We start from the raw sequence: 20,863 nt of genomic DNA on the forward strand, positions 1-20,863 counted from the left end.
CCTCACCGGAGGACCACTAGGAGCCTGGACCCTACCCACCCTCGGCACCCTCCTACCCCTGACCACCCTCGCAGCCATCTGGCACAGCCTGCGCAAAAAACAAGGAGAACACAACCTCAGACACTAAACCAACAACACACCATAGGTAAGGAGTCTCTCACCCTCAGCCGGCATCCAACCAGGCAGCATCCCCTTCCCTCTCAAGTCCCCCTCCGCTCCACACAGGCGGCGGGGGTCTCCCATATTCCCATATACCCGCAGTTTCCCCGCAAGATCCCTTGCCAACCCCCACGCTGCGGGCGTAAGGGCGTGGCGAGCGCCGGCCGGTGGTTATACTGGTATTCGCGTCGGGCCGTGCTTAAGCCCCGGGCTCCGTTTGTTGCCGCTGCGAGCGGCGTTTGCGCCGACAGGCGCTTTCACGGTTCGGCGCACTTCTTTATTCTCATCTGCTTCCATGGTCGCCATTCAACACCGTCACCGCCGTATCCGAAACACAGCGCAAGAGTGGGCAAAGACCGCAAAGTTCCCTATGAGAAGTTATGATTGCGATTGGTATAGAAGCTTCGCATACGCCACCATGATCAACAGCGATCGTGAACCATCAGCAGTAAGCGCAAGAAGGGATCAGCAAAGTGACCATCAAGGACAATCCAGCCGCGACAGAGCCCGCCAGCAGCCGCGCAGCCCAGCCGGTGACCATCTATTTGGGCAGGCACAGCCACACCACGGCAAACGCCATGGGCCTCTACCAAGGCTGGTCGGACTTCCCCATCACCGAAAAAGGGCGCGAGATAATTCGCTGCCTGGGCAGGGGCATGCGCGGCATCAACTTCACTGCGGCCTACTGCGGCGACCTCTTGCGGCATTACGAGACCGCCCGCGGAGCCTTGGACTGGTCCGGCAATGAGTCGGTGAACATTAGCGTTGACCCCGACCTGCGCGAGGATAATTTCGGCAGCTTCGAGGGCCGGGATGCGCGCGCCACACTGAGCGCCGTCAGCAAGCACCTGGGTTTCGACAGTTTTGAGGAGACCAACGAGAAGTTGGGCAAGGACGCCTATATCAAGGTCCAGGACGCTTTTTACGAGCTGGACCGGGCGAACATTCTGGGCACCGACCTCGACGACGGTCTGCGGGCCGAGGCCTCCGACCAGGTCAAGGAGCGGATGGTCAGGGCCATGAACAAGGTTGGTGAGACCGTGGCAAGGCAGGGCGGCGGCAACGTGCTGGTGATCAGCTCGGGCCTGAGCCTGCGGCACTTCCTGGGGGCCGTGGACCCGACCGCCTACATGAACCCGGACCAGCCCAACTGCTCCGTCACCAAGCTGGTCTACGACCAAGGCCACTACAGCATCGTAGGCCCCATCGGCTCCATGGAATACTACGAGCGCGGCCGCCAGGCCTGAGAGTTGGGTTGGGTTAGCCAGGTTGGCTGGGCTAGCTGCCGCTGAGCTGACTGACTAGATGACCGACTGTCCGACTGCCTGCCTTGCAAAGGGCTGGCCCCGATACATTGAGTGCAGTCAGTGCTTAACGGCGTTCACACCAAGCAGGCTTCCTGCGACGACTCTATAAGGCAGTGGCCGCAGGAAGCCTGCAGTTGCAATTGCGACAGGGACTATCGGCCGCTCTTCATTGTGAACCCAGATGCATTCACCACCATATTGTGGCTCACCGCATCACCTGTTCACGGCGTAATCTCATTGCCTCCCCATCCACAATCACCGCCCGTTCCTCAGCCTCTTTCGCCTTCACCTTTGATTCCGTGGGAATTGGACACATTTATACCTTTGATTTCGTGATTATCGAGCAGTTCCAGACCCTTGATTCCGTGACACACTGTCTTGTAATCATTGATATTCCAAGGAAGCTGAACATGTCAGAGATGCTACCCGATACCATACTGCACCGCCGCATGTACCAGCAACTGCTCGATTGGAAGAAAAGGGAACGGGGCGCCTCCGCAGTGCTGTTGGAGGGTGCCAGACGAGTCGGTAAGAGCACACTGGTCAAGCAGTTCGCCCAGCAGGAGTACCGTTCCTATCTCCTTATCGACTTCTCCATCGTGGAGCCGGAGGTCACCAAGATCTTCCGTAGCCAACGCATGAACCTCGACCAGTTCTTCTCATTCTTATCCGTGTATTTCAATGTCCAGCTACACGAGCATGAGTCCCTCATCATCTTCGATGAGATTCAGTACTTCCCCATGGCCAGAGCCTTCATCAAGCAGTTGGTGGCCGATGGTCGCTATGACTACATCGAAACCGGATCCTTGGTGTCAATCAGGCAGCATGTCAAGGATGTTCTTATCCCCTCGGAAGAGGACTCCTATGAACTGAACCCACGGGATTTCGAGGAGTTCCTATGGGCAATGGGTCACAAGGCGCTGGCCGATTCCATCCGCGGCTCCTTCGAGAACCTGACCCCCTGCCCACTGCGATTCACCGCACAGCCATGCGGCTCTTCCGTGAGTACATGCTGGTTGGCGGCATGCCCAAACCCGTGGCCGACTACGCTGCCAGGCACGACTTCACCGAGGTCGACCGCGACAAACGCCGTATCCTCGATCTCTATCGCAGGGACGCAGCCCGGTTCGCACGGAGTTATGAATCCAAGGTCATCTCGGTCTTCGACGAGATACCCGAGCAGCTGTCCAAACACGAAAAACGCTTCCGCTTCGCCTCACTGGGAGCGCAGGCCCGCCGCAGGGAGCACGAAGACGCGTTCTTCTGGCTCTCCGATGCACGCATCACCAACAACTGTTACAATTCCACCGACCCCCACACGGACCTGAAGCTGGACCGGAACCACAGCACCGTGAAATGCTACATGGCCGACACCAGCCTCCTGGTCGGCCACGCCTTCCACAAAGGGCGTAGCGAGGGCTCGGTCAACTCCGTATACAAGGACATCCTCTTCGTCAAGCTCGAACTCAACGAAGGCATGCTGACCGAGAACGTAGTCGCCCTGCAGCTCAGGGCGTGCGGGCACGACCTCTTCTTCTACTCAAGCAACGATCGGCAGAACTCAGCCAAAACCATGGAACTCGACTTCCTCATACCTGCCCCCTACGCCAATACGAACCTGCGCGTGAGGGTGTCACCCATCGAAGTCGAATCCACCCGCCGTTACGGCACCAAATCACTGGACAAGTCCAAAAAGCAATTCGGAACGCGAGTCGGTAGCCAATACGTAATCCACCCCAAGGGACTGGGCCGGCAGGAAGACCGGATCTATCTACCCCTCTACATGGCCCACTGCCTCTAGCTGAGGTAACACAACGCTAATTCTGCTCCTAATCACATAAGCTGATCTGCGACAACTGGCACTTGACCATTGATAGAGGCTTAGTTTGCAAATTGGAAATGTTGAGAAAAGCAAATGCTCAAGGTCCGGAAAAGCAAATTGGGAATGTTCACGTTTGCAGAGTCAGACAGCCACCAATGGCTCCCGGGCGATGCTGGACACGGCATTCCGTCAACGCTTCAGAACACAGCAGCAGGCCGGGGAGGGAATTGAACGCCCCTGGGATTACTGTAGGGGGTATGGAATTGCATGTTTTAGATCATCCGCTGGTTGAGCACAAGCTGACCGTCCTGCGAGATAAGAACACCCCTTCGAATATCTTCCGCGAGCTGGTCTCCGAGCTCGTGACCTTGGAGGCCTACGAGGCCACCCGCAAGCTCGAAGTGACCGACAAGCCCATCGAGACACCGATCTGCCCCATGACCGGCAAGCACCTGGCCGAGCCCCGCCCCATGGTGGTGCCCATCCTGCGCGCGGGCCTGGGCATGCTGGACGGCATGACCAAGCTCATGCCCACCGCCGAGGTTGGCTTTCTGGGTATGAAGCGCGACGAGAGCACGCTCGACATCATCACCTACGCCAACCGCCTGCCCGAGGACCTGACCGGCCGCCAGTGCTTCCTGCTGGACCCCATGCTGGCCACCGGAGGCACCCTGGTCGCCGCCACCCACTACCTGGCCGAACGCGGTGCCAAAGACGTGACGGCCATCAACATTCTGGCCGCCCCCGAGGGACTCAAGCGCCTGGAGCAGGATCTTGACCCCTCCATCGACTTCAAGGTGGTGGTCTGCGCCGTCGACGAGAAGCTGGACGAGCACGCCTACATCGTGCCCGGCCTGGGCGATGCCGGCGACCGCCTCTACGGCGTCATCGACTAAGCAAGCCTCCAGCCGCCTTCTGTCTAAGGCCAGGGCAGAAAAGCTCAGCGGTCAACAGGATCTCTCTGTTGACCGTTTGCTTCTCATAGCCATATAGTAAGAATACAGATAGTATTCCGGCAATCAAACTGACCAGGAAACGGAACGGAAGCAACCGATGAAGCATCTGAGCAAAGCTCCACTTATGTTATCGGAATGCCTACTCGGATGGGATAATCCCGGAGATGAACCTCAGGTGAGTCCCACCGGACTCCGCTAGCAGATTAAGGCAGACAATCACTACAAAGAGCCGGAATTCGAATGGCAAGTGCCTCGGCGGATGGTACGGCAGGCAAAACAGCACGAGCCGCTCTATAAAGTCACATATGAAAGCCACGCCAGCAATATTGACTTGCGATTAGCTAAGAACAACCTTGAAATCATCTGCGACGATTCATACCAGACCTGGGATGAATTCAGACTAGAGATTCTGTCCGCAAAACGACCGCTCTCAGTCATACTTGAACCTGACCACCCCATCAATCGGGTCAGACTGCGCTATGTGGACGCCTTCAAGGATGATATGTTGGGAAAGAAATCCCCTATCGCATTCTTAGAAGAAGACTTAGGTATCAGTACGAACCTACCACAGCAAGCAACGAACGACTTTGGCCAGACCTCAGAAAAACCTGGTTTTTGACTACTTGGTAAATCTCCCAGAAAACAGAACTTTTCAAGTCTCTCTTGGGGAAGCCAATACTTCACCAAAGGAAAGTTCGGCAATCTGTGACATCGTGGTCCAACAACACCCACTAGAGAATGCCGCACATTTCGAAACCATCGTAGACGAGCTGCATGAGATAGCAGATAGATTCTTTTTTAACCTCATTGCCCCTGTGCGGAGCCGATTCGAAGGAGACGAATAATGATTCCCACACTATCGAATCTCGATTATGCGATACCCTCTGATCGTCTCACGGAAGAACCAATAGCATATTCGAGACTATCGGGAGATGGTGCATTCACCCAGCCCCCCTTCAGCAATGCTCGAAGATCAGTCAGGAAATCATTGCCCGCAATCGAAGCCGGATGGATAATGCAGTCATTGAATGTGCAGAACTGCCTGAGGAGGAACGGCCATCAGCTATGGCCTTTTCCTATACGACGCATCTGTTGGATTTGCTTGAAGAAACAGTAGCCCTAGATCATCTCGAACTATGGCCGACAGACAATTGCACCATCATGTTTTCCATACGGCACAACAAAGATAACCAATTTATCTTGGAATCCGGCAGTGATGGCATCAGCGGTGTTATCAAAGTGAGCGGCAAAAGCGAGCTGATCAGAAAGGTAGACGCTTCTTCACAGCGCTTACGCAGGTCCCTTCAAGGGTTTGCCAACCATAGCTGAAGGCAATACCTGTGAAAGAACAAGAAACAACAATCAGCCCTAACGAGCAACTCGCACGTTGCGTTCGCGACCCTGGGCATTTTGCAAGATCACAGGCAAAACAGAAAAACGAGGGATGCCCTTCAATCTCGAGGACATAAAACCATTTAAGCTCTTCCGACCTCGCCCTGGCGAAAACGTTACCTCACTTGTTCGTCTTATCTTCGGAGAAGCAAGCACCACAGAGGCTGCACAACGGTTTCAAGCCGTGGCTCTGGCAGTATTCTCGAATCAACAAGCCCTATCCATACTTGATGGTCAAGGGCAACAGGCATTCAACACCAGACCTGACCCCCTGGAGCATTTCGCAGCTCACGCAATTCTCGAGACACCATGTATCGCAGTTGAAAGATATCCGGATGAAGGGCAGGGGATGGAGCCCGAACTGACGGAGGAGCTAATCATGCTGTATGAGGAGCTGTTTCAGCTCTGCTCCATGAAAACTGTAGACTGAGTTTCATCCACCGCTCAGGCCATCGTGAACCACAACAACAAGCAAAGCCGCAAATCTGTAGATATTACAGCCACGTATCACTGGTTTCAACATAGGCTAAGCCGTGGGGGGTGGGAAGGAGAGTTGCACCGCTGTCTCTACGCGCGTAGAGTCTGTAGGGTAAGCAGTGGTGATTACAGCTTCTCCTCTCTTGGTACTCTACGCGCGTAGAGTACTATTAGGATACAGTTCTCACCACCTAGCCAGCCGAAAGCAACTGCGAGGAGGCAGATACATTGACCAGCCCACACCAAGGTACCGCCCTGTCCAATGGAGCGGCAGCCACCAGCGGCATGCCGCCGGAGCAATCCGCGGATGCCAACTTCAAAACCAAGGAGGGGCGCAAGAGCTTTTGGACCAACATCATAGCCGTCTGGCTGGGCACCACCATGGAATACGTGGACTTCGCCCTCTACGGGCTGGCTTCCGGTCTGGTCTTCGGTGAGCTCTTCTTCCCCGGACAGACGCCTGTGCTCGCCCTGCTCTCCTCGTTCGCCGCCTATGCGGTAGGCTTTATCGCCCGACCCATCGGCGCCCTCGTGCTAGGCCGCATCGGCGACAAGAAGGGCCGCAAGTTCGTCATGGTCTTCACGGTCATGCTCATGGGCCTGTCCACCACTGCCTTGGGACTGCTACCCACCTACCAGCAGGTGGGAATCCTGGCCCCACTCCTGCTGCTGGTCTGCCGCATCTGCCAAGGCTTCGGAGCTGGAGCCGAGCTTTCCGGCGGAGCAGTCATGCTGTCCGAATACGCACCGGTCAAGCACCGCGGACTGGTGGCCTCGTTGATTGGCATCGGTTCCAACACAGGCACCCTGCTGGCATCGGGGGTCTGGCTTCTGGTGCTGACCATGCCCCACAACCAGCTGCTCGCTTGGGGCTGGCGCATCCCCTTCATCTTCTCCGTGCTCATCGCCCTCTTCGCCGTCTATCTGCGAAAATCCATGCAAGAAACCCCCGCTTTCCGCTCCTTCCAGGAGAATCGCAAGAAGGAGGAGACCATTCTGGCTGCATCCGGCAAGCAGCAGGAAAAGGACAAGGGCGGCTGGAAAGCCTTCTTCGTGATGCTGGGGCTGCGCATCGGGGAGAACGGCCCCTCCTATCTCTCCCAAAGCTTCCTGATTGGCTACGTGGTCACCTTGGGTGTCAGCAAGTCCGTGCCGACCACGGCCGTACTTATCGCCTCTGTACTGGGCTTCGCGGTCATCCCCTTCGCCGGCTGGCTCTCCGACCGCTTCGGCCGCCGCACCATCTACCGCAGCTTCTGCGCCCTGCTGGTCATCTACGCCTTCCCCGCATTTTACCTTCTGCAGACGGCCAACCCATTGGTTGTCAGCATCGTGATCATTATGGGCATGTGCCTGGCCTCCCTAGGCATCTTCGGGGTGCAGGCAGCCTATGGCGTGGAGCTCTTCGGCATCCAGCACCGCTACTCACGCATGGCTATCGCCAAGGAGCTGGGTTCCATCCTCTCAGGCGGCACCGCTCCCATGATCGCCTCCGCCCTGCTTGCTGCCACCGGCTCTTGGATTCCACTGGCCGCCTACTTCTGTGTCATGGCCTTCATCGGTCTGGTCACCACCTTCTTCGCTCCTGAAACAAGGGGCAGGGATTTGACCTTGATTGAGGATGCCATCTAAGCGCAATGATTCCAAAACAGCCGGGTAGCCTTTGACCCGGCCGCTTTCATAATGGAAACTGTTTAGTAGTGAGCAAGGAGGCAGGACATGGGCAAACGTCCAACACGCGACGACGTGGCCAGGGAAGCTGGAACCTCCACAGCAGTCGTCAGCTACGTGATCAACGAGGGCCCACGCCCCGTCTCCGAAGAAACCAAGCAGAAGGTTCTGGCGGCCATCCACAAGACCGGCTACATGCCCAACGGTATTGCAAAATCCCTGGCCAACGGCAGCAGCGATACCTACGCACTGCTGGTCACCGACATGGCCAACCCCTTTTTGGCACAAATGGCACAAGCCTTGGAACACGAGCTGTTCTCTCGCAACAAGACCCTTCTGGTCGGCGATTCCAACGACGACCCTGCCCGGCAGTTAGAACTCCTTGAGGCCTTTCAACGGCAGCAGGTCTCAGGTCTGGTCTGGTACGGCGTGGACCAGCCCCTCCCCCTCAATGCCATCGACTCCTACCCCGGAACCGTGGTCCTGATCAACCAGCCTGCAGGGTCGCCGGCAGGACAGCAGGCAGGCCGAAGAATCAGGGTCGAGGTCAACGAATACGCAGAGGCCCAGATGGCCACCGAACATCTGATTTCACACGGTTACCAGCATCTGGCCATGATTAGCGGGCCTAAGGAGCGCTTGAATTCACGCGAGCGCATCCGGGGCTGGAAGGCGGCCCTCAGGCAGGCCGATATGGAGGCAGGGGCTTTGATTTCCGCCCCTTACACCCGCCAGGGTGGCTACGATGCGGCCTTACAGATCGGCGAGGAGACCGACGCGGTCTTTGTCTCCAACGAGTTGCAGGCCATGGGTTTTCTGGCAGGGCTGGCTGCCAGCGGGCGGCGGGCTCCAGATGATGTGGCCGTGGTTGCCATGAACCGGACGCCAGCTGCATCCTACCTGGTCCCCTCGCTCACTGCCGTCCAATTACCACATGCACAAATGGCCAAAAGGATTGCTGAAGTGCTGATTGGGAACATTGTGGACGTTGAGGATGGAGGGAATACCGTAGATACCGGCAGTCGCCACGGCGCGAAGCCTGCCGGTGCAGGCGTTCGTCTCGAGCCCGGCAAGAACAGCGATGACTTGGAGTGCATAGGAGTCAACCACACATTGGTCATTGGGCACAGCTGTGGCTGCACAGGCCGATAAAAAGCAATACACAGGAACACTTGATCACCCCTACAGCGTCAGAGAAACCAGGAAGTCATGAATAAGGAACACACACTGATCATCGATTGCGACCCGGGAAACGGCATACCCGGAGCCAATGTGGATGATGCCATAGCCCTCTCCTATGCCCTTACAGCCCCTGACCTGAAGCTGGCCAGCATTTGGACGGTCTTCGGTAACACCAGCTCCGACCTCGGCTATATGAGCGCCGCCAAACTGCTCAAGTCATTGGGGCACGACGGCAGCACCCTGCGCCGGGGAAGCGACCAACCCATCAGCGGCGATAGGAACTTGTGGATAGCCAAACGCAAGGATTCAGCCAGCTGCGCTGAAGCGCCTGAGGAATGGACCTCTAGGCAATCAGGCCAGGTAGGTGCTGACGACGACCTGAGCCCCTACACCTCGTCCAACCCACCAGAATCCAGCCCCCACCAACTGGCCGAAGACTTACTTGCCCAACCGCAAGCCTTGGATGCAGCCGCCATCGGCCCCCTGACCAATCTTGCCCGGGTCATCAGTCAGGAACCCCTGGCCGCACAACGTATCCATCGCATATACGCCATGGGCGGCACCCTGGGATTCGGCGATCTGGTCGACACCAACTTTGCCGTCGACCCCGAAGCAGCGCGGATAGTCTTGAATTCAGGAATTCCCATTACCCTGGTTCCCCTCGACACGACCAGAACCACCCATTTGTCGCAGGAGACCTGGTCGGCCATCTACCAGCAAGCCGATCCCGCCAAGGCTCCTTGGAAAGACGAGATCAGGGATTGGCTGGTCCCCTGGCTGCAGTTCAGCGAGCGCACCCGCCCCGTTGATGGCATGTGGATCCATGACCTGGTGGCCGTGGCCGCTATCAACCGCCCCGACCTGGTGACCATCGAGCAGACGGACGTCCGCATTGCCAACAACGGAAAATTGTACAGAGCAAACGATCCCAACCTACCCACGCAAGCTATGAGTGGGCCGATCACCGTGGATCTGTGCACCGGAGTCGATAATGATGGGCTGATAGAAGCTTGGGCGCAACTGGTGATGCCCGCTTAGGGAAGGTAGAGAATACGGCAGCAGCCCAACCCACTCACCTGTGTTATTCCCCCTTGGTGGTCTGCCCGCCTACCTTGGCGGCCTTGGTGGGGTTGGCGAAGCCTACGGGGAGGTCCTGGGTCAGGAGATCGCTGGGCTGGGTGCCGGGGGCGGCATCATGGCTGAAGGCGGGGCGGCCGCCGGCGGCCAGGTAGGCCTGGTGGGCATCCTCATCGTTCCATAGTTCACCGGACAGTTCGCCGTGGTTGAGCATGATCTCGCGCTGGGCGCAGGAGGCGACCAGGGCGTCGTGGGTCACCACAATCAGGGTGGTGCCCTGCTCGTGGAGCTGGCGGAAGATGTCGAGCACTATCTTCTCGTTGGCCTCATCCAGGTTGCCGGTGGGTTCGTCGGCCAGGATCAGCTTGGGGTCGTTGATCAGGGCGCGGGCCACGCAGACGCGCTGCTGCTCTCCGCCGGAAAGTTGGCCGGGCAGGTGGTGGGCGCGGTCGGCAAGACCGACCCTGTCCAAAGCGTCAAGGGCCTGCCGCTCGTCTACCACCGAATGGTAGTACTGGGAGACCATCACGTTCTCCACCGCCGTCAGGTGGGGAATCAGGTAGAACTTCTGGAAGACCAGGCCGACCACATCCTTGCGCACGTCCGCCAACTGAGCTGAGCTGAGGTCCTCCAGGGGGTGCCCCTCCAGGCGGACCGAGCCCTTGGACGGGGTGTCCATGCAGCCGATGATGTTCATCAGCGTGGTTTTGCCCGAACCCGAGGAGCCGACCACGGCCAGCCACTGGCCGGCGGGCACGGTCAGACTCAGGTCGTCCAGGGCATGGAGGTCGCCGTAGATTTTTGAGACGTGGTCCAGGTCCAGCAGCATGGACTGCTTGGCTTGAGTGGTCTGCTTGGACTGGCTCAGCTGAGCCTGGTCGGACCGTAGAGACTGGTCAGATTGCCCTGACTCCTGATTCTGTGGATCCTGCCCGACCTGCTGAAGCTGCTGGGACTCATCGTCCCCGTCAAGGCCCTGCTGCCCCTTGTCCATATGCTGAGACTTGGCCTCGTCCTGCCTCTTGCGCTTGATCATCATGTCCAAACCTCCCTGATTCCTACCCCTATCGCGACTTCCCTGCTCATCTGCATCCTTGTCATGGCCGAGCCCTTCCAAGGACTTCAGACGGCTGCAACATACCCACGCACCCGGCCGCGCTACCATATCGGCCCCAGTATCGGTATCTGCCAGTATTCCTATCTGCGACTCTCATGGTTACTCCCCATTCAGCACCAGGGCCGGGTCTATGCGCGAGGCCCGGCTCACCGGCTGCAGGGACCCAGCTACCGCGATGACCAGGCTCAGCAGCACCGACCCCAGGGCCAGCCACCAGTTGAAGGCCAGGGTCCGGCCGAATACCGACCGGCAGAGCAGGTAGGCGAAAGCGTAGCCCAATGCGGTGCCCAGCAGGCCACCTATGAGCCCGTAGGCCGCCGATTCCACGTAGAACTCGACGGCGATCGACCCTGAACTGGCACCCAGGGCCTTGCGCAGGCCGATCTCGCTGCGGCGCTGGGAGACGATGGAGGCCATGGTGGTGCCCACGCCGACCAGGGTCAGGGCCAGTACCACCAGTGAAATGAGCCAGAAGAGAGTCTGCAGCATGGTGATGATCCGGGTGTCGGCCGTTGAGATCTTGGTGACCGTCTGGGCCTTGACGTGCATGGACCTCATCTCGTTGATGCTGGTGGCTATGGCGGTGAGCTGGTCGCCCATGGCGGAGGAGGAGTATTCGATGACATCGGTGCCGCGCTTGGACTGGGTCAGGGCCTCCAGGTCGGCCAGGGTCGCATAGACGATGTCGTCCTCGGAACCGCCGGTCTCCACGATGCCTGCAACGCGGTAGGAGGCCTGGCCCAAGACCTTGTCCTTCTGCCATTGGCCGCCGACACGGGACTCGCCATTGCCGTCAGCCTCCAGGTATTTGGCTTGGACCGAGCCGCCTACCTTCAGACCCATGGTGTCGGCCAGGTCTCGGCCCACCATGACCTTGCCGGGGCTTGGCCATGCGCCCTCCACGTTCCAATGGCGGTTGAGCTGGCGGACCTGGTCCGGGTGAATGCCAGCCATGAGATAGGAGGCGGAGTTGATGCGGACCGTGTCGTAGCGGTAGCTGGCGTGCTTTGCCGGCCCCTTGGCGGTGACCATATCGGTGGTGTGGGCCACCATGCCCGGCGCGATGCCAGCCTTGGCCTGGCCGGCCTCCTCGATGGGCGCCACGACCAGGTTGGCCCCATAGGCGCGCATCTCCTCGTTCATCTGCTGGGGTATCTCCAGACAGACGGCAGCCAGACAGCAGAGGGTGGCCGCTCCCACCAGGGAGGCCGTCACCGCCATCAGCGCCCGGCCCCAACGCCTGAAGACCGCTCCGAAGAGCATGGTGAAGAACATGCGGGTGTTGGTTGAATGTTTACCTGCCATGCAGCACCTCCGCCGGACGTAGCCGCAGAATGGTCCTCAGGGATGAGAGAGAGGCCAGAAGAATGGTCAGGGTCAGGAGGACCAGGACCAGCACAAAGACCATGGGCCGCATGGTGATGCCGGACCCAAAGACCACATGCCCCACGAATTGGGCCAGCCCGGAACCGGCCAGGGCGCCCACCAGGGCACCGGCCAGGCTGATCAGGGCGGTCTCGGCCAGGACCAGACGGAAGATGGCCCCGTCCTTGGCCCCCAAGGCCTTGAGGAGGGCGAACTCTGCCGACCGTTCGGAGATGGAGGAGGCCATGAGGTTGGCCACGGCCACGGCGGCGGCCAGGAGGCTCAATAGGGTCATGAGGATCATAACGGCCTGGGTCTTCTGCAGCACGTCGCCCTGGAGGGCTGCCACCTGCCTGACCTGCTTGGCCACGGAATCGGGAATGACCTCCTCGATCTGGTAGGCGATCGACGAGGGGTAGGCGGTGCAATACCAGGTCTCCCACTCGTCCTGGGTCAGGGCGGCGGGGTTGCGGGCGGCCTTGCGGGCCAGGTCGTTCTCCGGCGTGGTCAGGGCCTTGACCTCCACCCGGTCCACATCGCCCGGCATCTGGGCCAGGTTCTGCACCAGGGCGGTCGGCATGTAGAGGGAACCGGAATCGTCGTCGCCCGAATCGAAGAGGCCCACTATCCTGACCTGCTCGCGCTGCTGGCCCATGGTCAAGGTCAGGCTGTCACCTATACCCTTGCCGCCCAACTGTGCCGCCAGGTCCTTGCCGATCATGGCCTCTTGAGCCTTGTCTCTGGGCCAGCGCCCCTGAACCTTCCACCAGGGCCGCAGGCCTTCCATACCAACCCTGCTGCTCTCGCCGCTGTCAAGCTTGATGTCCTTGGCGAACCAGGTGCCGACTACGGGCACCCTGGCATTGTCCACCTGGGCTGTGATGTCAAGCCGGGGCGCAAAGTCGGTGATGTTGAAGGCCCAGAAGATGGTCTTGATCTTGGCCACATCCGATTCCTTGAGCACTGCCGCCGGAGTGTCCACGCCGGATTGGGAGTTCTGTGAACCGCCGGTGGAGGCTGAGGAGTAAAGGTCGGAGACCACGGCCTGGGACTTGGGCTGCACGGTGATGTTGGAGCCGTACGTCGACAGTTCAGCGTTGAGCTTGTCGCCCACATCGTAGACGACGCCCAGCATGGAGACAGCCACGCAGGCGGACAGGGCGACCGTCACGGCTATGAGCATCCTGCGGCCCAACTGGCGGCTGAAGGAGCGGAAGATCATTCTCAGAAAGAACATGGTCGCAGTCCCCCTAGGCCTTGAAGACCGAGGACAGGGCGTCCAGGTCGGCGGTCTGAATGACTATCTTACCGGCCTTGGTGGTGTAGTCGAAGGGTATGGGGTTGCAGCCGCCCTTGTAGCCGATGGTGGCCAGGTTGATGACCACGTCGCACTTCTTGCAGACGATCTGACCGTCACGCTCGAAGTAACCGGCCGGCCCGCAGTTCTCGCAGGCGTCCAGGCCTATGCCGTAGGCGCCACCGTTCTTCTTGATGATGATGAAGCGCATCACGGTGCCGTCCTTGGCCTTGTATTCAAAGCGATGCAGGTGGCCGTCGTCAACCTGGGAGAACTTGATGGTCGCTGCAGAATCAGTCAGTGAATAGGATTCCGGCGGGGAGAGCACGGGTTTCTTGTGGGCCTGGGCCACACCGAAGGTCAGGGTTACCAGGACCGAGACGATGGCCAGCAGCGAGCAGAGGAAGGAGACCAGGGCGCTGCGGCGGAAGGCCCTGTGCTTGCGGGATTCGGAGGCATCGACTCCGGCCAGGGGCATCCTGAAGCCGGCCACCAGGGAGGCCACGGCCGGTATGAGGAAGACGAGGGCCTGGGCCATGACCAGCCAGTTGTTGGTGTTGAAAAGGAAAATGAAAACCCGGAAGGACCAGCCATGCAGCACCATGCTGCCGGTGGTCTGCATGATGGCCAGCAGGCCTGTGCCATGCTGGATCAGGAGCAGGGCAACCAACAGGAACGTGGCCAGACTAAAGGCGTCCTGGGGGCAGGTGGTCCGCAGGCTGCGGAAGATGGCGGCGATGAGAATGGCTGCGGCCACCCCCAGCACAAAGCCCAGGGCACGCAGCAGCATGGCGGAGGTGAAGATTGGAGCGCCCGGCTCCACGAAGTCGGTCAGCTGCAGAATCACGTCAGGTAGGGCCCTGAAGACCGTCAAGGCTATGGAAAGACCGGCTACGGCATTGGCCAGGTTCAGTGCGGCACGGTGATGCTGCCAATCCTTGGTCAGCCTGCCGGCGCAGACCACCAGCCCAAGGGCCAGAAGGTCGACCAGCACGCAGGCGACCAGGGTTGGGAAATTGACCATGGTCCGCCGGTTGATGACGACGGTGGCCCTCAGAGCGGCGAAGACAAGCGCCGCCAGGAGGCCAAGCACCAGTCCCCAGGTCCGCCAGGAGGCACTGCGGGGCCTGTTGCGCCCCTGACCAGCCGCCAACAGAACACCGTAGGCCATGACCAGCAAGGCAGGCCCCAGCACTCCCGGCAGAGCCGTGATGAACTGTTCAAGCATGGACAACCACTCTTCTTCTCAATCGTGCGGCAGGACTCAGGCCCTGCCTAATCTATCACCACTCGTGGGGGGTGTAATCCCAGTCCCAGCTCACCACGATGGGCTCGGTCCAGAAGCGGCCGTCCACACCGGTCTCGGGGTCTACGTGCAGCATCCAGCCCTTGCGTTCCGGGGATTCAATCGAGTAGGTGAGCTTGTAGGAACCGGCCTTGTCCATCTTGATGTTGGCACCGTAATGCGGGCCGTCGGAGGCGTTCATCTGCATGAAGGTGCCCTCCTGCTTGTCGCTGGGGTCGTTCTTGTTCTCGATGGTGTACTTGACGGTCAGGTCGGGAACGAACTCACCCTTGGCATAGCCCAGTTTGTTGTCGGCGGCCGCGTGGATGTCCGCCTCCAGATGGAGGCTGGCATCCGCCGCCTTGAGGCCCATGTTGGCGGGCTGCATGTCGATGGGCTGGAAGAAGACAGTGCCGATGGTGAGCGGCCCCTTGGTCTGGTCCTCTGGGGGGATGGGAATCTCCTCAAAGCCTGGCTTCTTGTCTGATGTGCCTGACTCGGAGCTCTGGGGCGCCTTGGACTCGCGGGTACCCTCACTCTTGGCGTTGCCACAGCCGGAGAGGGCCAGGGAGCCGGCCAGCACCAGGGCGGCCAATGCTGCGATTTTCTTGTACTTCATGTTCTTGTCCTTTGTCCTCTCGGATATTCGGATTGATTGCTGGCTGAACGTCAGCCACAGTTAGGGCTTGGACTGGCCGCTGAAGCCGTTCGAAGCGAGGGCCGTCTTGCACTCGGCCCTTCGCTGGCGGACCAGCGAGACGGCAAAGAGGGCGATGACGACGATCAGGGCCAGAATCTGGGCTCCAATGGTCTGCCAGTATGGATAGAGGCCCAGCCAATCGCTGGTGGGCAGGCCAGGAATGTAGGAGGCCGGGACCAGGTCGCCCTCGATGAGGGCGTGGACGCCGCCGCCGGCGAAGATCACCACCATGACGGCCATGAGGGCCGAGGTGATGGCGAAGAAGGGCCGAATCGGTATCTTCACCGAGGTGAAGCGGATGATGACGAAGATGATGACCAGCAGGACCGCTGCAGCAGCGAAGCCCATCCAGATCTCAGCCGATCCCGATGGCGCCATGGCGAAGATGGCCTGGTAGAACATGACGGTCTCAGCACCCTCACGAAAGACGGCCAGGAAGGAGAGCATGGCCAGGGAGATGACACTGCCCTTGGATATGGCGGTGGTGGTCTGCGACTTGATGTAGCGGGTCCAGCTTTCGGTTGAGGATTTGGACAGCATCCAGTTGCTGGTATAGAGGAGCATGACCATAGCGATCAGGGCCACGACTCCCTCCAGGATCTCCTGCTGGGGGCCGTTGCCGTTGAAGAGCAGGGAGAAGAGCAGGGCCATGACTCCTGAGGCCGCCAAACCGGCGAGAATGCCCCAATAGATGGTCTTGACCTTGCTCTTGTAGCCGGCCTTGACCAGGTAGGCGATGATGGCCGCAACCACCAGGATGGCCTCCAGGCCCTCACGCAGCAGCACCACAAAGGCCTGGCCGAAGGCGGAGGTCAGGAAGGCGGTTGCTGAGTTGACCTGGTCGGCCGCTCCACCGTCGAGCAGCTTGGCGTCCGTTACCAGCATGGCCTTGAGCTCGTCGACCTGGGGCTTGACGGACTTGGCGGGTTTGCCGGAGGACATGGCCGAGCGGACCATCTTGAACTGGTATTCCACCTCGGAGACACGACTGCCGGAGATGGCGTTCATGACGTTCTTCTCAAAGCCCAGCTTCTCGTAATACTGGTAGTAGGCCTTGTTGACCAGGTCGGCCCCCTGACGGCCCTGGCCATCAGCCGCCTTCTGGTAGGCCTGGTCGAGGATGGGGGTCATCTCCTGGGCCACTTCGGTCCAGGTCCTGTCTCCCTTGCCATGGTTCTTGTGCTTTTTGGCGGCGTCCAGGCGCTTGCGGTCGGCCTTGATCTGCTCGTCCTGCTGGGCCGCGTAGGTCTGGGGCTGGGTGAGTTCAGGCCGGGAATCCAACTCCTGGCCCGCCTGGACCAGCGCTACCGACAGGGTCTGGACCGCCTGCCCAATCTGGTCCCCATGCCCAGGTTCCAGGGCCAAGGATTGCAAGGATTGGAACTGATCATCCATGGCCGAGCGCCGGTCGGCACCCAGCTTCTCCCCGGTCAGCGGCCCCAGCCCAGAGGGTATGTAGACCGTGTTGTAGGCGGCCATGAAGTCGGACGCCGCACCAGTGGCATCGCCGGACTCGTAGGCGAACTGGCCCTCCGACAGGAGCTTGCCAGCGGCTTGCGCCGCTTGAGACCAGGTGGCGTAGGCGGCAGAGTCCGTGCTACCGGAAGCCTGGGCCTGGGCGCGAGCGGCGGGCATCAGACTGCCGATAAGGATGGCGCACAAGAACAGCAGAGCCAGCATCGGGCCTAACACAACACCTGCCCTACAGCCGCCGTTACCGCAGGCGGTCGATCCACTCATTCGAGACCTGTCACGCATTGTTCCTACCATGGTTCCCAACTTTTCAGCTGACCTGTTGCAATTCATCGTCAACAATAAGGTCAATCTAATCCAGATTCGCCAGGAAAGATAGACTTGATTTAGCGCCTACCCTGCGGTACCATTCCCGATTCGAACCATGATTTTCTAGTGGGAACCGCCATTTTCCGCCCCGCAGGCCTATGAACCAGGCCATAAACGCCTCCTGACACTTCGGCAAGGTCCAACCCACTGCCCTAACGTGCAAAAGGCGTGTCGCACGAGGCGACACGCCATGATTCCTGGCCGCTAGAGCGGTACCACCTGCTTAGGCCTGGCGGAATCCGTTGGGGTTCTTGGTCTGCCAGTTCAGGGAGGAGGCAGCCATCTCGTCAATGCCCAGCTGGGCCTTCCAGCCCAACTCACGATCGGCCTTGGAGGCGTCCGCGTAGCAGGCGGCGATGTCACCGGCGCGACGGGGCTTGATGGCGTAGGGGATGGGGTGGCCTGCGGCCTTCTCGTAGGCCTTGATAACCTCCAGCACCGAATAGCCGTTGCCGGTCGCCAGGTTGTAGGTGTACACACCCTGCTTGTCGATGCGGTCGATGGCAGCCACATGCCCCTTGGCCAGGTCCACCACATGCAGGTAATCGCGCACGCCGGTGCCATCGGGGGTGTCGTAGTCGTCCCCGTAGACCTGGACCTCCTTGAGCTCACCCAGAGCCACCTTGGCGATATAAGGCGTCAAGTTGGCCGGGATGCCCTTGGGGTCCTCGCCCAGCAGGCCGGACTCGTGAGCACCCACCGGGTTGAAGTAGCGCAGGAGCACGACGGTCCAGGAGTCGTCGGACACATACAGGTCGCGCAGCATCTGCTCCTGGAACAGCTTGGATGTCCCGTAGGGGTTGGTGGTGCCGCCAGTGGGGCTCTCCTCGGTAAGGGGCAGCTGCTCCGGATCGCCGTATACCGTGGCGGAGGAAGAGAAGATGATTTTCTTGACATCGTGGTCACGCATGGCCCGCAGCAGCACGAGCGTGGAGTAGAGGTTGTTGTCGTAGTACTCAATGGGCTTCTCGACCGACTCACCCACGGCCTTGAGACCAGCGAAGTGGATGACCCAGTCAATCTTGTTCTCATCGAAGATCCGCTTCATCAGCGCGGCATCACGCACGTCACCATCGTACTGGCGCACCTTCTTACCGGTGATCTGCTCGACCCGGCGCAGAGCCTCGGGCGAGGAGTTGCCATAGTTGTCAACCGTCACCACGTCATAGCCCTTGCTCAACAGCTCGATGTCGGTATGAGTGGCGATATAGCCAGCACCTCCCGTAACAAGAATGGTCGTCATCGTTCCTCCTGGTAGCACGTCTTGGGACTCCCCCCATCCTATCCCCCCAGCACAACCTCCCCGATTTACTGGCCTAGAGACTCCCCAAACACAGACATGGCTATAGTCCTTGCAACATATGCTCGTCGTCCAGCCCCTCGCCCTCAGGCAGGAAGTCAGCCACTCACCAATAAGCAGCCTGACTGACGTTTGGATGGACATATCTCCGTCATATACAGAACTATTCGTCTGGGCGAATAGTTCTGTAATGCTCCGGGAATCAACCGACCTTCAACTGCGGGGAACGAAGGACTCGAAGATGTGGCGGTCGAACCAGGGGGTGGCCTGGGCCAGCTCCTCCTGACTGCGGATGGTCCAGGAGACTGGGACGGCGCCCAGCCGGCGGGTCAGGCGCATTTGCGGGGTGGAGCCGCCCTGCCAGGCGTAGGCGATGAAGTCTGGGCGACCCACGTTGTCGAGCAGGAGCTTGGCGGCCAGGAGCTTGCCCGGCTCCTTGAGGCCGGTCTTCAGGTCACGGTCGGCGGCCAGCTGGCCACGGCTTACCGAGGGGTTGTGCTCCTTGTACCAGCGCAGGGCCAGGGGGTTGAAGGACTCGATGACGTAGGGGCCATGGTAGGCGGAGAGCAGGGCGTTGCCCTTGGCCATGAGCTCCTCCTCATACTCGCCCCACTGGGGGTGGTCGATCTTGTATTCGACGATGAGCGGCACCCGGCCGCCCACCACCCGCAGCACGTCCTCCAAAAGCGGCACATGCTGGTAGTAGCCTTCGGGGGCCTCCGGGTAATCCGGCACGGCGGCAGCGGGCGCCGACTCCTGGCCGGAGGCAGCGGCAACGGTCGCGGTCTCATTGCCGGTAGCGTCGGCCTGCGGCACAGGCTTGACTTTGCTATCACCAGGCTTGGCGGGTGCTGGGAAGAGCGGAATCCAGGTCAAGGCCTCATAGGTCAGATCCTCAATCCGGCGGGGGTCACCGGCCACCCGTCGCAGGTCAGGGTCATGGACCACCACCACCTGGCCATCCGCGGTCAGTTGCAGGTCCAGCTCAATTCCGTACCCAGCCTCGGCGGCGGCGGCGAAGGCGGCCAGGGAGTTCTCAGGGGCCAGGGGGCCTGTGAAATCCGCCGTCCCGTAGCCGGCCCTCAAGGCCATCCGCCGGGCCAGAGCCACATACTCGCCGCTTTCCGCAGCATAGCGGGGCGTCAGGCCGGAGCCAGCATCGTGCAAACCACGGTGGGCATAGGGCACGTCCGGCAGGGCTGGCACGTAGTTACGGCGCTTGTCGTTGAAGGAGCGGGGGGCGATGGCCCAGAGGGTGGCTCCCACTCCCGCGGCCCCCGCAAGTAGGGCGGCCCTGAGGATGTGTGTGGCTGACATGGCGTTCCTCCTGTGATTGTCCCTGGAAGCCGTTTCCCGGCGGCTTGTATCAATCGCCTGCTCGGCGCATCTAGCTCTTACCACGATAGTCGCTGGCGTCCGTATCCTTGCCACTCAGCCCGGTGTATGCTCACCGGTCCTTACTACCTGCAGCCGCAACCTTGGCCTATCCAGCGGTCTTTCAGATTCTGGTGATATAGTATCCACCAGTTGGATTCATAGTTTGGTCCATGTCCTGAATCACGGGGGAAGATTCAGACGGTACTACGGTCGGGATTATCACAATTGAGCTTGCGCCTATCTACAGGCGTATAGCCTCGTTGCCCTCACCACCACTGGCTTTATACATGGATCCGTCAGATGAGAGACGAGTAAAAGGATTCGGATACCAATGTTGAATACTGTTGTGCGTGCCATTGTCGCGGGTTTGCTCACCTTGGGCATCGCCGCACCCAATGGAGCAAATATCACCCCCCCCCCCCCTAGAGGAAACTGAACACACCAGCACCAGCACGCCACGGCAGGCCGAGGGCGGACACCAGCCAGCCAGGGACACGGCCGGCACACACACCAGACAGACACGCCCCATAGCCCAAC

The 20,863-nt window shown here is 60.0% G+C and carries 16 protein-coding genes and 1 pseudogene; 9 read left to right on the plus strand and 8 right to left on the minus strand.

Features of this window, described 5'->3' with window-relative positions; all coding sequences use genetic code 11:
• Positions 1 to 632 precede the first annotated feature (632 nt).
• From CRD60_RS07990 to CRD60_RS08030, 9 genes and pseudogenes are all read left to right on the plus strand, one after another.
• Positions 633 to 1,406: a histidine phosphatase family protein gene (locus CRD60_RS07990; RefSeq protein WP_113860752.1), complete on the plus strand. Its 774-nt coding sequence runs from the start codon at positions 633 to 635 to the stop codon at positions 1,404 to 1,406.
• 494 nt (positions 1,407 to 1,900) lie between these two features.
• Positions 1,901 to 3,267 (plus strand): annotated as a pseudogene (locus tag CRD60_RS07995) (ATP-binding protein).
• Positions 3,268 to 3,545: 278 nt separating this feature from the next.
• Positions 3,546 to 4,184, plus strand: a complete 639-nt coding sequence (upp, locus tag CRD60_RS08000) for a uracil phosphoribosyltransferase (RefSeq protein WP_113860753.1) — start codon at positions 3,546 to 3,548, stop codon at positions 4,182 to 4,184.
• 319 nt (positions 4,185 to 4,503) lie between these two features.
• Positions 4,504 to 4,863 carry a TIGR04255 family protein gene (locus CRD60_RS08005; RefSeq protein ID WP_113860754.1) on the plus strand — a complete coding sequence of 120 codons (360 nt, stop codon included), beginning with the start codon at positions 4,504 to 4,506 and terminating at the stop codon, positions 4,861 to 4,863.
• Positions 4,864 to 5,252: 389 nt separating this feature from the next.
• On the plus strand, positions 5,253 to 5,573 hold the full coding sequence (locus CRD60_RS08010; protein ID WP_113860755.1) for a hypothetical protein: 321 nt from the start codon (positions 5,253 to 5,255) through the stop codon (positions 5,571 to 5,573).
• 115 nt (positions 5,574 to 5,688) lie between these two features.
• Positions 5,689 to 6,066: a hypothetical protein gene (locus CRD60_RS08015; RefSeq protein WP_113860756.1), complete on the plus strand. Its 378-nt coding sequence runs from the start codon at positions 5,689 to 5,691 to the stop codon at positions 6,064 to 6,066.
• Positions 6,067 to 6,341: 275 nt separating this feature from the next.
• Complete coding sequence (locus CRD60_RS08020; RefSeq protein ID WP_201737252.1) at positions 6,342 to 7,745, plus strand: MFS transporter; 1,404 nt, start codon at positions 6,342 to 6,344, stop codon at positions 7,743 to 7,745.
• 87 nt (positions 7,746 to 7,832) lie between these two features.
• Complete coding sequence (locus CRD60_RS08025) at positions 7,833 to 8,936, plus strand: LacI family DNA-binding transcriptional regulator (protein WP_113860757.1); 1,104 nt, start codon at positions 7,833 to 7,835, stop codon at positions 8,934 to 8,936.
• 57 nt (positions 8,937 to 8,993) lie between these two features.
• Positions 8,994 to 10,004 (plus strand): nucleoside hydrolase, encoded by a 1,011-nt coding sequence (locus tag CRD60_RS08030; RefSeq protein ID WP_113860758.1) that lies wholly within the window; start codon positions 8,994 to 8,996, stop codon positions 10,002 to 10,004.
• Positions 10,005 to 10,047: 43 nt separating this feature from the next.
• Here the strand turns inward: CRD60_RS08030 and CRD60_RS08035 are convergent, their stop codons facing one another.
• The 8 genes from CRD60_RS08035 to CRD60_RS08070 all read right to left on the minus strand — a co-directional run bounded on the left by CRD60_RS08035 (position 10,048) and on the right by CRD60_RS08070 (position 20,266).
• Positions 10,048 to 10,872, minus strand: a complete 825-nt coding sequence (locus CRD60_RS08035) for an ABC transporter ATP-binding protein (protein ID WP_113860766.1) — start codon at positions 10,870 to 10,872, stop codon at positions 10,048 to 10,050.
• A 387-nt stretch (positions 10,873 to 11,259) separates the two neighbouring features.
• Positions 11,260 to 12,465 (minus strand): ABC transporter permease, encoded by a 1,206-nt coding sequence (locus CRD60_RS08040; RefSeq protein ID WP_201737253.1) that lies wholly within the window; start codon positions 12,463 to 12,465, stop codon positions 11,260 to 11,262.
• On the minus strand, positions 12,455 to 13,762 hold the full coding sequence (locus CRD60_RS08045; RefSeq protein ID WP_113860759.1) for an ABC transporter permease: 1,308 nt from the start codon (positions 13,760 to 13,762) through the stop codon (positions 12,455 to 12,457). The genes CRD60_RS08040 and CRD60_RS08045 overlap by 11 nt, the downstream gene beginning before the upstream one ends.
• A gap of 13 nt (positions 13,763 to 13,775) precedes the next feature.
• Positions 13,776 to 15,050: a DUF2318 domain-containing protein gene (locus tag CRD60_RS08050; protein ID WP_113860760.1), complete on the minus strand. Its 1,275-nt coding sequence runs from the start codon at positions 15,048 to 15,050 to the stop codon at positions 13,776 to 13,778.
• Positions 15,051 to 15,105: 55 nt separating this feature from the next.
• The gene (locus CRD60_RS08055; RefSeq protein ID WP_113860761.1) at positions 15,106 to 15,726 is read right to left on the minus strand and encodes an iron transporter; all 621 of its coding nucleotides are present in this window, start codon (positions 15,724 to 15,726) and stop codon (positions 15,106 to 15,108) included.
• A gap of 60 nt (positions 15,727 to 15,786) precedes the next feature.
• On the minus strand, positions 15,787 to 17,487 hold the full coding sequence (locus tag CRD60_RS08060) for an FTR1 family iron permease (RefSeq protein WP_113860762.1): 1,701 nt from the start codon (positions 17,485 to 17,487) through the stop codon (positions 15,787 to 15,789).
• Between the two features lie 385 nt (positions 17,488 to 17,872).
• Positions 17,873 to 18,892, minus strand: coding sequence for a UDP-glucose 4-epimerase GalE (gene galE, locus CRD60_RS08065; protein WP_113860763.1), 1,020 nt, complete (start codon positions 18,890 to 18,892; stop codon positions 17,873 to 17,875).
• Positions 18,893 to 19,162: 270 nt separating this feature from the next.
• Positions 19,163 to 20,266: a glycerophosphodiester phosphodiesterase family protein gene (locus tag CRD60_RS08070; RefSeq protein ID WP_113860764.1), complete on the minus strand. Its 1,104-nt coding sequence runs from the start codon at positions 20,264 to 20,266 to the stop codon at positions 19,163 to 19,165.
• Positions 20,267 to 20,863: the final 597 nt, after the last annotated feature.

It is taken from the genome of Bifidobacterium aemilianum (assembly GCF_003315635.1).
Taxonomy (GTDB): domain Bacteria; phylum Actinomycetota; class Actinomycetes; order Actinomycetales; family Bifidobacteriaceae; genus Bifidobacterium; species Bifidobacterium aemilianum.

Coding starts and splice junctions, on each gene's coding strand:
- upp (WP_113860753.1), top strand. CDS start 3,546: ATGGAATTGCATGTTTTAGATCATCCGCTGGTTGAGCACAAGCTGACC.
- CRD60_RS08005 (WP_113860754.1), top strand. CDS start 4,504: ATGGTACGGCAGGCAAAACAGCACGAGCCGCTCTATAAAGTCACATAT.
- CRD60_RS08010 (WP_113860755.1), top strand. CDS start 5,253: ATGGATAATGCAGTCATTGAATGTGCAGAACTGCCTGAGGAGGAACGG.
- CRD60_RS08015 (WP_113860756.1), top strand. CDS start 5,689: ATGCCCTTCAATCTCGAGGACATAAAACCATTTAAGCTCTTCCGACCT.
- CRD60_RS08025 (WP_113860757.1), top strand. CDS start 7,833: ATGGGCAAACGTCCAACACGCGACGACGTGGCCAGGGAAGCTGGAACC.
- CRD60_RS08030 (WP_113860758.1), top strand. CDS start 8,994: ATGAATAAGGAACACACACTGATCATCGATTGCGACCCGGGAAACGGC.
- CRD60_RS08035 (WP_113860766.1), bottom strand. CDS start 10,872: ATGCTGCTGGACCTGGACCACGTCTCAAAAATCTACGGCGACCTCCAT.
- CRD60_RS08040 (WP_201737253.1), bottom strand. CDS start 12,465: ATGGCAGGTAAACATTCAACCAACACCCGCATGTTCTTCACCATGCTC.
- CRD60_RS08045 (WP_113860759.1), bottom strand. CDS start 13,762: ATGTTCTTTCTGAGAATGATCTTCCGCTCCTTCAGCCGCCAGTTGGGC.
- CRD60_RS08050 (WP_113860760.1), bottom strand. CDS start 15,050: ATGCTTGAACAGTTCATCACGGCTCTGCCGGGAGTGCTGGGGCCTGCC.
- CRD60_RS08055 (WP_113860761.1), bottom strand. CDS start 15,726: ATGAAGTACAAGAAAATCGCAGCATTGGCCGCCCTGGTGCTGGCCGGC.
- CRD60_RS08060 (WP_113860762.1), bottom strand. CDS start 17,487: ATGCTGGCTCTGCTGTTCTTGTGCGCCATCCTTATCGGCAGTCTGATG.
- galE (WP_113860763.1), bottom strand. CDS start 18,892: ATGACGACCATTCTTGTTACGGGAGGTGCTGGCTATATCGCCACTCAT.
- CRD60_RS08070 (WP_113860764.1), bottom strand. CDS start 20,266: ATGTCAGCCACACACATCCTCAGGGCCGCCCTACTTGCGGGGGCCGCG.